Raw genomic sequence first — 15,044 nt, forward strand, 5'->3', positions numbered from 1 at the left:
ACATCCTTGCTATAATAGAGACAAGTTCATAAACGTGACGGAGAACATGGAGATCCACAAGGGGTAACTTATAGCAAAACTATAGGTATCTTTTGCTGGGTCTTTTTTTGTTTGCTTCCTTCACGATATAAAAAGCTATTATACAAAATCATCTTGTCAGTTAGCATAAAGGAGGAAAAAATGATGTCTACATTTATGGGAGAATTAATCGGTACAATGATTCTCATTATTTTTGGAGGGGGCGTTGTTGCAAACGTTTCCTTGAATAAATCCAAGGCACAAGGCGGCGGCTGGATTGTTGTTGCTTTAGCCTGGGGGCTTGCCGTAGCAGTAGCAGTTTACGCGGTCGGAAGTTTCAGCGGTGCGCACATTAATCCGGCTGTAACACTTGGGCTTGCCGCAATCGGTGAATTTGCTTGGAGCGATGTACCGATGTACATTACCGCTCAGGTAATCGGCGGAATGCTTGGAGGAATTGTTGTATACTTCCACTTCCTGCCGCATTGGAAAGCGACTGAAGACAAAGCGGTTAAGCTCGGGGTATTCTCAACAGACCCGGCGATCCCGCACACATTCTCGAACTTGCTCTCAGAATTTATTGGAACAGCTGTTTTGCTGGTAGGATTATTATCGATCGGGGCGAATAAATTTTCAGAAGGACTCAATCCGCTGATCGTCGGATTCCTGATTGTGGCAATCGGTTTATCACTCGGTGGTACTACTGGTTACGCGATCAACCCTGCACGTGACTTAGGACCAAGAATCGCACACGCGATCTTGCCGATTCCAGGTAAAGGTGGCTCGAACTGGACATATTCATGGATTCCGGTTGTAGGACCAGTACTTGGAGGAGTATTTGGAGCGTTATTCTATCAAGCTGTTTTCACAGGGAAAGTTACTTCGCTATTTTGGATCTGGACCGTGGTATGTGCAGGAGTATTGGCAATCACATTCATGCTAGGACAAAAAGGAACACATGCAATACCGCACGGAGATAGAATCGAAAACTAAACTATAAAGTATAAAAAGACACTCGGGAGGGTTTTAGAAATGGCAAAAAAATATATTATCGCACTCGACCAAGGAACAACAAGTTCAAGAGCTATTCTATTTGATCAAGCTGGAGAAATCGTTGAAATCTCTCAAAAAGAATTCAAACAGCACTTTCCTAAGCCAGGCTGGGTGGAACATGACGCACAGGAAATCTGGGGAACGATTTTAGCGGTTGTTGCAGAAGTTCTTCATAAAACAGATACAGATCCTGCTGAGATCGCGGCGATCGGAATCACGAATCAGCGTGAAACGACTGTTGTGTGGGACAAGAACACAGGGAAGCCTGTTCACAATGCGATTGTTTGGCAATCACGCCAGACAGCTGATATTTGCGACGAATTGAAGAAACAAGGTCATAATGACAAGTTTCGCGACAAAACTGGACTATTGATCGATGCCTATTTTTCTGGAACAAAAGTAAAGTGGATTCTTGATAACGTTGACGGAACAAGAGAAAAAGCGGAAAAAGGGGATCTTCTTTTCGGAACGATCGATACATGGCTCGTTTGGAAGCTGACTGGCGGAAAATCTCACGTGACCGATTATTCAAATGCATCACGAACACTGATGTACAACATCTATGACTTGAAATGGGACGATGAATTGCTCGATATTTTAGGCGTTCCAAAATCCATGCTTCCAGAAGTAAAATCTTCTTCAGAAGTTTATGGAGAAACGATCGATTATCATTTCTTTGGCCAAAACATTCCGATCGCAGGAATCGCCGGAGACCAGCAGGCTGCACTTTTCGGACAAGCGTGCTATGAAAAAGGAATGGCGAAAAACACGTATGGAACAGGCTGCTTTATGCTCATGAACACGGGTGAGAAGGCAGTACCGTCAGAACATGGGCTTCTTACAACAATCGCTTGGGGCATCGACGGAAAAGTAGAATACGCACTAGAAGGTAGTATTTTTGTGGCAGGTTCTGCGATTCAATGGCTTCGTGATGGATTGCGCATGCTGAAAGATGCTGCAGACAGTGAAGCATATGCGGATCGCGTTTCGTCAACTGACGGCGTGTATGTGGTGCCAGCATTCGTAGGCCTTGGCACGCCTTATTGGGATTCTGAGGCGCGAGGAGCGATCTTCGGCTTGACGCGCGGTACAGAGAAAGAGCACTTTATTCGTGCAACTCTTGAATCACTTGCTTATCAGACGAGAGACGTACTCACTGCGATGGAAGCCGACTCCGGGATCGAGCTGAAAAAGCTGCGTGTTGATGGCGGAGCGGTTAAGAATAATTTCTTGATGCAATTCCAAAGTGATATCTTAAATGTTCCAGTTGAACGTCCAAAGATTAATGAGACGACGGCACTTGGAGCAGCGTATCTAGCAGGCCTTGCAGTAGGTTTCTGGAGTGACCGTCAAGAAATCGCAGATAAGTGGAAAGTGGACAAAGATTTCGACGTAAACATGAAAGAAGAAGAGCGCGACGAACTTTATGGCGGATGGAAAAAAGCTGTTGAAGCAACGATTGCTTATAAACCTAAGGCTTAATCCTTGAAAAAGTTCAAATTTGCGTTATACTAAAACCAAGTTGATATTGAACCGGTTGGAGATCAGGAGAGACCACAAAACCTCGTAAACACTTGCGGGGTTCTTGTGGTCTTTTTTTGCGCCAAAAAACGCATCGATCTTGAATTCTGCGTGTTGCAGCGCAAATTTACGGGAAAACTACCCATAGCCTTACAGGTCCGGCGGTTCTAACAGAAGGAGTGAGAGGAAAATGACAGCAGCATTTTCAACCTATAATAGAGATACAATCATGGATAATATGAAAAAACAAAAGCTCGATCTGCTCGTAATCGGCGGCGGTGTTACAGGAGCAGGTATACTGCTCGATGCCCAGACGCGCGGAATGAAGGTTGGGCTCGTTGAGATGCAGGATTTTGCAGCGGGAACCTCAAGCCGTTCAACGAAACTCGTTCACGGCGGACTGCGTTATCTGAAGCAATTCGAAGTGAAGCTAGTAGCAGAAGTCGGAAAAGAGCGCGCTATTGTGTATGAGAACGCCCCGCACGTCACAACACCAGAATGGATGCTTCTGCCGATCTATAAAAATGGAACGTTCGGTAAATTCTCCACATCGATCGGTTTAAAAGTATACGATTTTTTAGCAGGCGTTAAGAAAAAAGAAAGAAGAAAAATGCTCTCAGCTTCAGATACATTGAAGCATGAACCATTATTGAAAAAGAGCGGTCTTCTAGGCGGCGGCTATTATGTAGAATACAAAACAGATGATGCTCGCCTGACTCTTGAGATCATGAAAGAGGCCGTTGCCCGTGGTGCATCAGCGGTTAACTATTCGAAGGTTACAAGTTTTATCTATAATGGAAAAAAAGCAGTCGGCGTAAAAGTTGAAGATCAGCTGACTGGCGAAGTGCATGAGATCTATGCAAAGAAAATCGTGAATGCAACTGGCCCTTGGGTCGATGAACTCCGCGAGGAAGACCGCTCGAAAACAGGAAAAGAGATCCACCATACAAAAGGGATCCACCTTGTTATCGATCAGTCGAAGTTCCCGCTCAAACAGGCTGTTTATTACGACACAGAAGACGGCCGCATGGTGTTCGCGATTCCGAGAGCGGGCAAAACGTATGTCGGAACAACAGATACGGACTATAAAGGAGACCTTGCAAACCCAGGTATGACTGAAGAAGATCTAAATTACGTCCTCAACACGATCTCCTTTATGTTCCCAGAAGTGAAGGTTACCCGTGATGATGTTGAGTCCTCATGGTCAGGGCTGCGTCCGTTGATTCATGAGCCGAAAAAAGGCCCATCTGAAATTTCGAGAAAAGATGAAGTCTTCCACTCTCCGTCAGGTCTATTGACGATCGCAGGCGGAAAGCTTACAGGATACCGAAAAATGGCGGAAAAAGTAGTCGATATCGTTCGTGACCAGCTTGCAGACGAAGAGGATGCAAAGTTCCCAGACTGCAGAACACAGCACCTGGAACTGTCCGGGGGTAAAATGGGCGGCAGCGTGAACTTCGGAGACTTTTTACGTACGAAAGTGCAAGAGGGTCTAGGATTAGGACTTGATGAAGCAAAAGCTAGTGAACTAGTTCAGCGTTACGGAACGAATATTGATGTAGTTTATGGATTTATGAAAGAGCACGGTGAGGAAGCGAAAAAATATAACTTGCCGAAGAGTCTATACGCATCTCTTCTATATGCGCTGGAGTACGAGATGACTTCAACTCCATCTGACTTCTTGATCCGCCGTATTTCCGCTCTATACTTTGACATCGATACGGTGTACAAGTGGAAGGAAAACGTAATTATTTGCATGGCAGATAAATTAGGCTGGAATGACGAACAGAAGCGTGATTACGCAGCAGAATTTGAAGAGCAGCTGAGATTATCGGTTGAGCCGGTTAACGAATAAAGTTGTGTTGAGAGCTATCCCGTTTGAATGCGGGGTGGCTCTTTTGTTTGTATAGGTGGTGGTTAGGTGAGTGTGGGAGGGTATATAGCGGTATTATAGCCGGCGAAATTTGTCGTGGTATGTCGACTCGTGGTTATTTTTAAAATAACGTGCAATTATTTCATTTAACGTGGGAAAAATCAATTTAATGTGGGATTTTTTGATCTAACGTGGGATTATTGGGATGGATACCAGTTTGGGTATATAACTACAACAGTTTCAGTCAGCGAAAATTGCATCACTTTTTACATAATAAAAGGATGCAGCCTTAAAACGCCGGGCAGCATCCTTACTATTTTATAAAAGTAGATTGTTTTAAGTAGTCTGACGGGTATTTTTGAAGCAGATATTGCAAATATAGCTGAATTTCATAAGGAATCTCTTCAAAGTGCTCTTCCTCAACTCGCTTCAACTCATCCAACAGTGAAAAAAAGTGCTTTTTATCAACTTCTTCTGCCTCTTTTTTAAAGTAACCCCAGATATGTTCCAATGTATTGATAAGTGCTTTTTTATCGTAACGTTTTAACTTATATTCAGAGATCAGCTTTTGGATCTCGTCATAATCTTTCTCAAATTGTGCTTCTCTCATTTTTCCCTGAATATCTTTATAGTAATTATAGCCCTTGGCCATCACAGAATACTTTTCACTAGCCCAAAGCAGTTCGGTCTCTTTTTTCAAAATCGAGATCACATCCTCTTTTTAGGCATTTTATTAAATATAGACGTACAGAGCAAGCGCCACTAATGAAACAAGAATCAATACAGCGTAAATGGCTGTTAAACGAACGAGGTTCTGTTTTGTGGAACTTCCGTATTTTTCATCCTGCGTTCTGGAGATCATGATTGTTCCCACTAATCCTGCTATTGAAATCACAACAATTAAGAAATAAGCAATCCACCAAAAGTCCATATTCAATCAACCTCCTCTTTCACTTTTATCATACTCCTAACTTTCAGCGATTCACATGCAAAAATTTACAGGATTATGAACATTTCTATAGAAAAATAAGAATACAACATTTTTATAGTTCATAGGTAAGTCACAAAAGGCATCATCGACACAAAAAATGGAATTTGTTATAATTGAAGCGGTTACACAATTTGAAAAATTCTGAGTTTTTATGGGGGTAGTCAGAATGGATTTTTACAATTTATATCAGAACAATTACCTCATCGTGGCTGTATTTCTTTTTTTAGGGATCCTGTTGCCGGTAGTCGCTTTGACAGCGGGTCGTATTCTGCGTCCGTATAAACCGTCGGCAGAAAAATACACCACTTACGAAAGCGGAATCGAACCTTTTCACCAAAGCTGGGTTCAATACAATGTCCGCTATTATTTGTTTGCGCTTATATTTGTAATTTTTGATGTTGAAACCGTGTTTTTATATCCATGGGCGGTCGCTTATGAAGAGCTAGGTGTATTTGCCCTGATAGAAATGGGAATATTCGTTGTTCTTTTAACGTTAGGTCTCGTATACGCTTGGAAAAAGAAGGTGCTTAAATGGACATAAAATGGGAGCTTACGGCAGAAGAACGTTCAGAGCTGGAACGCAATGTCTTCATGGTAACACTCGAACAAGTCAAAGCTTGGGCACGAAGCAACTCGCTCTGGCCACTGACATTCGGACTCGCTTGCTGTGCGATCGAGATGATGGGAACGGGGTCATCGCATTATGACTTAGATCGATTCGGGAGTATTTTCCGTACGTCACCGCGTCAATCTGATGTGATGATCGTGTCCGGAACGGTTACGAAAAAAATGGCACCTGTTTTAAAAAGATTGTATGAGCAGATGCCTGAGCCGAAGTGGGTTATCGCGATGGGTTCATGTGCAACCGCAGGCGGTCCATATATCAAATCATATGCCGTTGTAAAAGGGGTCGATCAGATCGTCCCTGTTGACGTGTACATACCAGGCTGCCCGCCAAATCCAGCAGCGCTTATTTACGGCATCAACAAGCTTCAGGAAAAAATCCGTTATGAAGCGAAGACCGGCAAGAAGGTGATGAGCGAATGACCGACAAAAATGAGCAAAACCCAAATGAGGGGTTATCGATAGAAGAACAAAAGAAAAAAGCGGCAGCTGAAGCGAAGGCAAAGGCGCTTGAGCTCGCAAAGCAGCGTCAGGCAGAAAAAGCAAAAGCAGCAGAAACAACCGAACCAGCTGCAGAACCTGAATTGACAAAAGAAGAGCTGAAAAAGAAGGCTGCAGCTGAAGCGAAGGCAAAGGCGCTTGAGCTTGCGAAACAGCGCCAGGCGGAAAAGGCGAAAGCTGAAGAAGCAACCGTACCAGCTGCAGAACCAGAATTAACAAAAGAAGAGCTGAAAAAGAAAGCAACAGCTGAAGCGAAGGCAAAAGCGCTTGAACTAGCAAGACAACGTCAGGCGGAAAAGGCGAAAGTTGATGAAACGTCAGAACCAGAATTAACAAAAGAAGAACTTAAAAAGAAGGCCGCTGCAGAAGCAAAGGCAAAGGCGCTTGAACTCGCAAAACAACGCCAGTCGGAAAAAGGGAATGCAACCGAACCAGCCGGTGATGACGAAAAGGCAAAAGCAGCAGCAAAAGCGAAGGCTGTCGCAGCTGCGAAAGCCAAAGCAGCCGCTGCCGCAAAGGCAAAACTAGCAAGAGAAACAGGTGGAGACACAGCATCCGAACCAGCTTCCGACGACGAAAAGGCAAAAGCAGCAGCAAAAGCAAAGGCCGCTGCAGCTGCAAAGGCGAAAGCAGCAGCTGCCGCGAAGACAAAGGCAGCACGAGAAGCGGGTGGAGAACCAGCATCCGACGACGAAAAAGCAAAAGCAGCAGCAAAAGCGAAGGCCGCTGCAGCAGCAAAGGCGAAAGCAGCCGCAGCCGCGAAAGCAAAAGCAGCAAGAGAAGCGGGCGGAGAAGCTCCAGCCGGTGACGATGAAAAAGCAAAAGCCATCGCCGCCGCGAAAGCAAAGGCCGCTGCCGCTGCAAAAGCGCGTGCCGCAGCAAACGCAAAAGGTGCTGCAGCAGAACCAGCAGAAGAAGAAAAACCATCTCCAAACCAGCCGATCCTCGATACCTACATAAAAGTCATCAAAGAGCACTTAGGAGAAGAGACGTTAGAAGATGCTTACATCAACAGACTCTCAAAAGACGTGCCGACATTAGTCGCAAAACCCGATACTTATTACAAAGTCGCTGAGTTTTTAAAACACAACGATCAGCTTTGTTTTGATTATCTGTCTGAAATGCATGGGACAGATTTTGAAACACATTTTGAAGTGTATAACCATCTATATTCGTATGTAAACCGCCAATCGGTTGCGTTAAAAGTAAAAATAGACAGAAATAGTGCCGTTACCCAATCTATTACCCCGTTATGGGCAGGCGCAAACTGGCCAGAGCGTGAAACGTATGATCTTTTAGGCATCCAATTTGAAGGTCATCCGAACTTAACACGCATCATGCTGCCAGATGATTGGGTTGGCCATCCGCTCAGAAAAGATTACGAACCGCATGACGTGGAGGTGTAGACAATGATCAGAACAGAAGAGATGCTCCTCAACGTTGGACCTCAGCATCCAAGTACACACGGCGTATTCCGGATCGTACTAAAGATCGACGGTGAAACGATTATTGAAGCAACACCTGTAATCGGCTATCTGCACCGCGGGACTGAAAAGCTTGCTGAAAACTTGCAATATACACAGATCATCCCGTACACAGACCGAATGGATTATTTGGCGGCGATGACGAACAACTATGTGATCTGCCATGCCGTTGAAACGATGATGAGTCTCGAGATTCCTGAACGTGCCGAATACTTGCGCGTGATTGTGATGGAACTCGGTCGAATCGCGAGCCACCTCGTTTGGTTCGGTACATATTTACTCGATATTGGTGCGATGAGCCCGTTTTTATACGCGTTCCGTGAAAGAGAAGCAATCATCAACATGCTGAACGAAATTTGCGGCGCGAGACTAACGTTCAACTATATGCGTGTCGGCGGCGTGAAATGGGATGCGCCGGATGGCTGGATCGAGAAGGTTCGCGATTTTATTCCATATATGAGAGAAGAACTCGCAGGCTATCACGATCTAGTGACAGGAAACGAAATCTTCTTGAACCGTGTAAAAGGAATCGGCTATTACTCGAAGGAAGAAGCACTCGATTATTCATTGAGCGGAGCGAACCTCAGATGCACCGGCACGAGTTGGGATCTAAGAAAAGATGAGCCTTATTCGATCTATGAACGATTTGATTTTGATGTCCCGGTGTTTCATACAGGCGATGCATGGGCGCGTTATCAGTGCCGCATGCAGGAAATAGAAGAATCATTAAAGATTTTAGAACAAGCTGTTGAACAATTCCCTGAAGAAGGTCCTGTCATGGCAAAAGTGCCAAGAATCATCAAGCCGCCAAAAGGTGAAGCATTCGTCCGAATTGAATCGCCGCGGGGAGAGATTGGCTGCTACATCGCGTCCGAGGGTAAAAAAGAACCTTACCGCTTAAAGTTCCGCAGACCTTCTTTCTACAACCTGCAGATTCTGCCTAAGCTTTTAGTCGGCGAAAACATTTCCAACTTGATAACGATTTTAGGCGGAATCGACATTGTGCTCGGGGAGGTTGATGGCTGATGATGGAGGATATATTATACGCACAGCCTGGCTGGACGCATGTGGCCATCTTCTTCGCACTCGGTGCAGCCTTGCTTATGACCGTGTTGGGATTTGTAACTTACGCGATCTTAGCCGAGCGTAAAGTGCTCGGATTCATGCAGATGCGTACAGGACCGAACCGGGTTGGGGGAAGATTCGGTCTCCTGCAAACCGTTGCTGACGTTTTTAAACTTTTAATAAAAGAAGATACCATTCCAAAACTTGCTGACCGTCCGCTGTTTATACTGGCTCCGGTCATCGCGTTCGCACCGGCGTTCATGGTGCTCGCGACGATTCCGTTCTCGGAAAACATGCAGTTCGCAGATCTTGGCGTCGGCCTGCTCTATTATGTAGCCATCTCAGGGATATCAACGATCGGAATCCTGATGGGCGGCTGGGCGTCTAACAATAAATACTCATTACTCGGCGGCATGCGTGCTGCGGCACAGATGATTTCGTATGAGATCCCGCTCGTTATCTCGGTGATCGGAGTTATCCTTTTTGCAGGCAGCCTGAACTTAAACGACATCGTACGAGGACAAGAAAATATCGCGTACATCTTTCTGACACCGATCGGATTTTTCGTCTTTTTGATCTCCTCGATCGCCGAGCTGAACCGTACGCCGTTCGACTTGCCAGAAGCAGAATCAGAGCTCGTTGCCGGTTACCACGTAGAATACTCCGGCTTCCGCTGGGCGTTCTTCATGCTGACAGAGTACGTGTACCTGTTCGCGATGGCATCACTCACAACGGTACTTTTTCTCGGAGGATGGATGCCGATCCCGTTCTTAGGATTCATACCAGGCATGTTATGGTTCGGCTTGAAATTCAGTCTAGTAGTATTTTTCATGATCTGGATTCGCGGAACACTTCCACGACTCCGTGCTGATCAGCTGATGGGCTTTGCATGGAAAGTCCTTCTACCGCTAGCACTGCTGAATATCTTCGTAAGTGCAGCAGTAAAGGAACTATTTTTATAAAAAAGAGGACTTCGCTTTTGCTAGTTTGAGGTTGAATCTATCATATTTACCTTGCAAGTTATGGTTTTGTAAACAACTTCATTGAAAAGTTGATTGGAGCGCAAGGTGCGAGACTCCTGGGGGATCAGTGTGACAGGTGAGACCATTCAATGTCGCAAAGCGACGAGTGGGCTCACCGCACACCCCCCGGAAAGCGAGCAACCTGGAGCGGAAATCAACACTTTCAAAAGCAGCGAAGCATCTTCAACAAAATCGCCCACTCAATAGATAGACCAAAGCATAAGGAGCGTGATCTCAGGATGAAAGGTCTTGTGAAAGGTTTAAGCTACACCGTTAAGAACTTGACGAAGCAAAACGTAACGACAAGTTACCCGGACGTGCCGATCCAAATGCCTGACCGTTTCCGCGGTATCCAAAAGTTTTATCCGGAAAAGTGCATCGTGTGCAACCAATGCGCACAGATCTGCCCGACAGACTGCATCCAGTTAACGGGTAAGCCGCATCCGGATCCAGCAAAAAAAGGAAAAATCATTGATACGTATGATATCAACTTTGAAATATGCATTTTGTGTGATCTCTGTACGGAAGTGTGTCCGACAGAAGCGATTGTCATGACAAACCAGTTTGAACTCGCCGAGTACAGCCGGGACGATCTGTTTAAGAATCTGGAGTGGCTGGACGAAAACGATGAGAACGTCAGAAAGGAGAACAAAGCATGACCGGTGAAATGATAGCTTTTTTCCTGCTAGCGCTGACAGCGATTACCGGCGGTGTTCTTCTGATCAACCTGACAAATGTCGTACACATGGTTGTCGCTCTTATTTTTACTTTTATTGCGATTGCAGGTATTTATATTACGTTGTCTGCTGAATTCGTAGCAGTTGTTCAAGTGCTGATCTACTCTGGTGCCATTACGATCATCATGCTGTTCGGAATCATGCTGACAAGGCATCAGGAAAAAGAGAAACGGGCACCGCGGCTGAAAATTATACTGACAGGCCTTGCGATCGGTCTTTTCTTTCTGATCATGTACGGAAAGATCAAGGACTTAAACTTCGGCCAGCAGGACGTGGAACTGCACGTTGATAATACGAAAAAGATCGGGATCGAGCTGTATTCCCATTACGTCATCCCTTTTGAACTAACATCAGTTCTGCTCTTGGTAGCACTGATCGGCTCCATTATCCTCGCCAAACGCGCCGATGATGAGAAGGAGGCAAAAAAATGAGCGCTGTACCTTTAACAGCTTACTTGATGCTTGCCTTGATTCTGTTCTGCATCGGTTTGTTCGGTGCACTTACAAAACGAAACGCGGTTATCGTGCTTATTTCAATAGAATTGATGCTGAATGCCGTAAATATTAATTTAGTAGCTTTTGCGAAATACTCGATTAATCCGGGACTTACCGGACAGATTTTCTCCTTGTTCACCATTACGGTAGCGGCTGCAGAAGCGGCAGTCGGGCTTGCGATCCTGATCGCGCTGTATCGCAACCGTCAAACGGTAAATGTGGATGAAATGGATACGATGAAGCGATAAGAGAGGAGATGGACAATTATGTTGCAGATGAGTTGGCTTATACCGTTGTTCCCGCTTTTATCCTTCATTCTTTTATTGCTGTTCAGAAAATCCAAAAGTGAAAGCACCGCTTGGATTGGAGTGCTTTTAACAGGAGTTTCGCTCGTCATGTCTGTCGGCGTATTTTTAGCTGTCTGGCAAGGTGAGGGGATAAAGACGGAAGGAACATGGTTTCAGATCGGCGAGCGGGCGATCACAATGGGATTTGAGGTAAATCCACTGAACGCGCTCATGCTCGTCATCGTTTCACTCGTCAGTTTTTTAGTACACCTTTATTCGAAAGGGTACATGCACGGGGACGAACGGTTCCCGGTATTCTTCGCCTATTTAGGATTGTTTTCATTCGCGATGCTCGGACTGGTTCTATCTCCTAATCTATTACAGCTATATATGTTTTGGGAGCTAGTCGGACTCGGTTCGTTTCTATTGATCGGATTCTATTATTTTAAGCCAGAAGCAAAGGCCGCTGCGAAAAAGGCCTTCGTCATGACCCGTATCGGGGACGTTGGTCTGTTTATCGGGATGGTTTTGCTATTTTGGCAGGTTGGCAGTTTCGAATATGACGAGATTTTTACTTCTGTAAAAAATGGCGACATCTCATCAGGGATGCTGACACTCACGGCGCTTTGTATTTTTGTAGGAGCGGTCGGGAAATCAGGTCAGCTGCCGCTTCACACATGGCTACCGGATGCGATGGAAGGTCCGACACCCGTTTCGGCGCTCATCCACGCTGCCACGATGGTAGCAGCTGGGGTGTACTTAGTAGCAGCGATGTATCCGCTCTTTCAAGCATCAGAAGCAGCATTGACGGTTGTTGCAGTTGTCGGGGGATTGACAGCGATATTCGCAGCATCGATCGGTCTCATGCAAAAAGATATCAAACGCGTTTTAGCATATTCTACTGTCAGCCAGTTAGGATACATGATGCTCGCGCTCGGAGCATCAGGCTATGTGGCTGGAATTTTCCATCTGACGACACATGCTTTCTTTAAAGCATTGCTGTTCTTAGCAGCAGGAAGTGTCATTCATGCTGTACATACACAAAACATCGAAGAAATGGGCGGACTTTGGAAGAAGCTTCGGGTAACGGGACCGCTCTTCTTGATCGGGGCACTCGCGATCTCAGGTGTTCCGCTTTTATCCGGATTCTTCTCAAAAGATGAGATTTTGGCAAGCACCTATGCAGACGGCAAGTACGGGCTGTTCTGGCTCGCTGTCATCGCTGCATTCATGACGGCGTTCTATATGTTCCGTTTGTTTTTCCTCGTGTTTACAGGGGAAGCACGCGGCGAAGAACATGAGCAAAAAGGCGTTCACGAATCACCAGGCGTGATGACATTCCCGATGATCGTGCTTGGCGTGTTAGCGGTCGTTGCGGGTTACTTGAACACAACGTGGTTTGGAACCTTTTTATCCGATTACCTGGCTCAAGGACCTGTTGACCTGCCGCATGGCGACCACCATGGACCTGCGTGGATCCCGCTTTTGGCGACACTAGCTGCCGCTTTAGGAATCGGTCTTGCTTATTTGATCTATCAAAAAGGGACTCTTTCCAGAGACTGGATTACGAGGTCGCTTCCTAGTCTTGCGGAGGTCATCTACAACAAGTGGTACATCGATGAAGGATATGATCAAACCGTTGTAAAAGGAACAAGAGCATTGAGCAAGCTTGGTGTTCTCTTTGACCGCTATGTTGTGGATGGACTCGTAACAGCTGTAACGAACGGTGTTCAAGGACTTAGCAAGATCGGCTCGCGTCTGCAGAACGGCCAGGTGCAGTCCTACGGAACAGCGGCTATCTTTGGAATCGTGATTTTATTGCTTATCGTGGCATTGACAGGGGGGTATTTCTCATGAACGCATGGCTTCTTTCCATCTTGATCTTTTCCCCTTTGTTAGGCGTGCTGGTACTCATGTTTGTACCATCCACAGACGAAAAATCGATTAAATGGCTTGGTGTTTTAGGAACATTTTTTCCATTAGGCATCGCGCTTGTCGTCCTCTCAGCATTCAAAATGGGAGGAGAAGGGCTGCAGCTGACGGAGAAATTCAGCTGGATCTCTTATGAAGTTTTTCAATCAAAAGGTCAGGTAAGCTATCCGATCTTTTATGAAATAGGGGTTAACGGACTTTCGATGGTGCTGATCCTCTTGACCGCTGTCGTTTCCGTGCTGGCAGCAATCGCTTCTTTCTCCATCAAACAAAACTGGAAAAGCTACTTCATTTTGTTCTTCCTGCTGGAGATGGGAATGCTCGGCGTGTTTGCCGCTCAAAATCTTTTCTTGTTCTTTATTTTCTTTGAAGTCACGCTCATCCCGATGTTTTTCTTGATCGGACGCTGGGGTTACTTAGAAAGAGAGAAAGCGGCTTATAGCTTTTTGATCTATAACGGAGTCGGTTCAGCGATTCTTCTTATCGTGTTCGTCGCGCTTTTCATGAAAACAGGCACGATGAACTTCGAACAGCTTGCTTACACGTTTTCACTACCGCAAGCAGAACTAAATCAGCTGTTTATTACAAAAGGCTTTAAGATGGGAATGCTGATTGCACTGCTCGTTGCGTTTGCCGTGAAGCTGCCGGTTTTCCCGCTGCATTCATGGATGGTCCGTGTGCACGTTCAGGCGCCGCCGGCGATCGTTATGATCCACTCAGGGATTTTGTTGAAAATTGGAGCTTACGGAGTGATCGTGTTTGGAGCTGGCATGTTTCCTGATCAGTTCAAGTCACTCGCCTTTGTGATCGGACTTCTCGGTGTGATCAACCTGCTTTACGGAGCGTTTTTAGCTTTAACCCAAACCGATGTCAAACGCGTACTCGCTTATTCTTCCGTTTCGCATATGGGAATCGTGCTGATCGGTCTAGCTGCCGGCAACGAATCAGGGATGACAGGTGCCGTTTTCCAAGTGGTCTCTCACGGGTTGATCTCAGCACTGCTGTTTTTCTTAGTCGGTGCTTTATATGAACGGTCAGGCAGTTCTGAGTTAAGTGCATTTGGCGGAGTGGCGAAAAGGATGCCGATTCTGGCAGGGGTATTCTTAGCTGGCGGTCTCGCATCACTTGGTCTTCCGGGAATGTCCGGATTCATCAGCGAGTTCATGGCTTTTTTAGGATTGTTTGAAAAAATGCCAGTGCTCGCTGCAGTGGGAACTCTCGGCCTGATTTTAACAGCGGTCTATGTGTTGAGAGCTGTGCTGGCAATCACGTTTGGTGCTGAAAAAGAACTGCATGAACCGCGTGACTTAACTTCGTCAGAGCGGGTTCCGGCGTTCGTGCTCCTCGCAGCGATTCTTTTTATCGGAATCTATCCAGCATGGTTAAGTGATATGCTCCGACCAACATTAGATGCCATTCTGCTAGGGTTAGGGGGCTAATCG

The 15,044-nt window shown here is 45.8% G+C and carries 15 protein-coding genes; 13 read left to right on the forward strand and 2 right to left on the reverse strand.

The window, feature by feature from the left end:
- The first annotated feature begins 183 nt into the window (after nucleotides 1-183).
- From EV282_RS01410 to EV282_RS01420, 3 genes are all read left to right on the forward strand, one after another.
- On the forward strand, nucleotides 184-1,011 hold the full coding sequence (locus EV282_RS01410; protein ID WP_130293124.1) for an MIP/aquaporin family protein: 828 nt from the start codon (nucleotides 184-186) through the stop codon (nucleotides 1,009-1,011).
- Between the two features lie 39 nt (nucleotides 1,012-1,050).
- Nucleotides 1,051-2,553 carry a glycerol kinase GlpK gene (glpK, locus tag EV282_RS01415; protein WP_130293126.1) on the forward strand — a complete coding sequence of 501 codons (1,503 nt, stop codon included), beginning with the start codon at nucleotides 1,051-1,053 and terminating at the stop codon, nucleotides 2,551-2,553.
- Between the two features lie 229 nt (nucleotides 2,554-2,782).
- Nucleotides 2,783-4,447: a glycerol-3-phosphate dehydrogenase/oxidase gene (locus EV282_RS01420; RefSeq protein ID WP_130293128.1), complete on the forward strand. Its 1,665-nt coding sequence runs from the start codon at nucleotides 2,783-2,785 to the stop codon at nucleotides 4,445-4,447.
- 331 nt (nucleotides 4,448-4,778) lie between these two features.
- Here the strand turns inward: EV282_RS01420 and EV282_RS01425 are convergent, their stop codons facing one another.
- Complete coding sequence (locus EV282_RS01425) at nucleotides 4,779-5,165, reverse strand: DUF1722 domain-containing protein (protein WP_130293130.1); 387 nt, start codon at nucleotides 5,163-5,165, stop codon at nucleotides 4,779-4,781.
- Between the two features lie 33 nt (nucleotides 5,166-5,198).
- Entirely contained in the window at nucleotides 5,199-5,396 is a 198-nt protein-coding gene (locus EV282_RS01430; protein ID WP_130293132.1) for a hypothetical protein, read from the reverse strand.
- A 226-nt stretch (nucleotides 5,397-5,622) separates the two neighbouring features.
- On the opposite strand from EV282_RS01430, the gene EV282_RS01435 reads away from it, so the two are divergent.
- From EV282_RS01435 to EV282_RS01480, 10 genes are all read left to right on the forward strand, one after another.
- Complete coding sequence (locus EV282_RS01435) at nucleotides 5,623-5,997, forward strand: NADH-quinone oxidoreductase subunit A (RefSeq protein ID WP_130293134.1); 375 nt, start codon at nucleotides 5,623-5,625, stop codon at nucleotides 5,995-5,997.
- Nucleotides 5,988-6,503, forward strand: a complete 516-nt coding sequence (locus EV282_RS01440; RefSeq protein ID WP_066293864.1) for a NuoB/complex I 20 kDa subunit family protein — start codon at nucleotides 5,988-5,990, stop codon at nucleotides 6,501-6,503. Before EV282_RS01435 ends, EV282_RS01440 begins: the two co-directional genes overlap by 10 nt.
- Nucleotides 6,500-7,987, forward strand: coding sequence for an NADH-quinone oxidoreductase subunit C (locus EV282_RS01445; RefSeq protein WP_130293136.1), 1,488 nt, complete (start codon nucleotides 6,500-6,502; stop codon nucleotides 7,985-7,987). The genes EV282_RS01440 and EV282_RS01445 overlap by 4 nt, the downstream gene beginning before the upstream one ends.
- Nucleotides 7,988-7,990: 3 nt before the next feature.
- Nucleotides 7,991-9,091: an NADH-quinone oxidoreductase subunit D gene (locus EV282_RS01450; RefSeq protein ID WP_130293138.1), complete on the forward strand. Its 1,101-nt coding sequence runs from the start codon at nucleotides 7,991-7,993 to the stop codon at nucleotides 9,089-9,091.
- On the forward strand, nucleotides 9,091-10,092 hold the full coding sequence (gene nuoH / locus EV282_RS01455; RefSeq protein ID WP_130293140.1) for an NADH-quinone oxidoreductase subunit NuoH: 1,002 nt from the start codon (nucleotides 9,091-9,093) through the stop codon (nucleotides 10,090-10,092). Before EV282_RS01450 ends, nuoH begins: the two co-directional genes overlap by 1 nt.
- A 299-nt stretch (nucleotides 10,093-10,391) precedes the next feature.
- A complete protein-coding gene (nuoI, locus tag EV282_RS01460; RefSeq protein ID WP_077360573.1) occupies nucleotides 10,392-10,811 on the forward strand; it encodes an NADH-quinone oxidoreductase subunit NuoI in 420 nt (139 codons plus the stop codon).
- The gene (locus tag EV282_RS01465) at nucleotides 10,808-11,320 is read left to right on the forward strand and encodes an NADH-quinone oxidoreductase subunit J (protein WP_130293142.1); all 513 of its coding nucleotides are present in this window, start codon (nucleotides 10,808-10,810) and stop codon (nucleotides 11,318-11,320) included. Before nuoI ends, EV282_RS01465 begins: the two co-directional genes overlap by 4 nt.
- Nucleotides 11,317-11,631, forward strand: a complete 315-nt coding sequence (gene nuoK, locus EV282_RS01470; protein WP_130293143.1) for an NADH-quinone oxidoreductase subunit NuoK — start codon at nucleotides 11,317-11,319, stop codon at nucleotides 11,629-11,631. The genes EV282_RS01465 and nuoK overlap by 4 nt, the downstream gene beginning before the upstream one ends.
- A gap of 18 nt (nucleotides 11,632-11,649) precedes the next feature.
- Nucleotides 11,650-13,527: an NADH-quinone oxidoreductase subunit L gene (nuoL, locus tag EV282_RS01475; protein ID WP_130293145.1), complete on the forward strand. Its 1,878-nt coding sequence runs from the start codon at nucleotides 11,650-11,652 to the stop codon at nucleotides 13,525-13,527.
- Nucleotides 13,524-15,041 carry a complex I subunit 4 family protein gene (locus tag EV282_RS01480; protein WP_130293147.1) on the forward strand — a complete coding sequence of 506 codons (1,518 nt, stop codon included), beginning with the start codon at nucleotides 13,524-13,526 and terminating at the stop codon, nucleotides 15,039-15,041. The genes nuoL and EV282_RS01480 overlap by 4 nt, the downstream gene beginning before the upstream one ends.
- The last annotated feature ends 3 nt before the right edge of the window (nucleotides 15,042-15,044 follow it).

It is taken from the genome of Fictibacillus sp. BK138, from assembly GCF_004216955.1.
In the GTDB taxonomy this organism is placed as follows: Bacteria; Bacillota; Bacilli; order Bacillales; family Fictibacillaceae; genus Fictibacillus.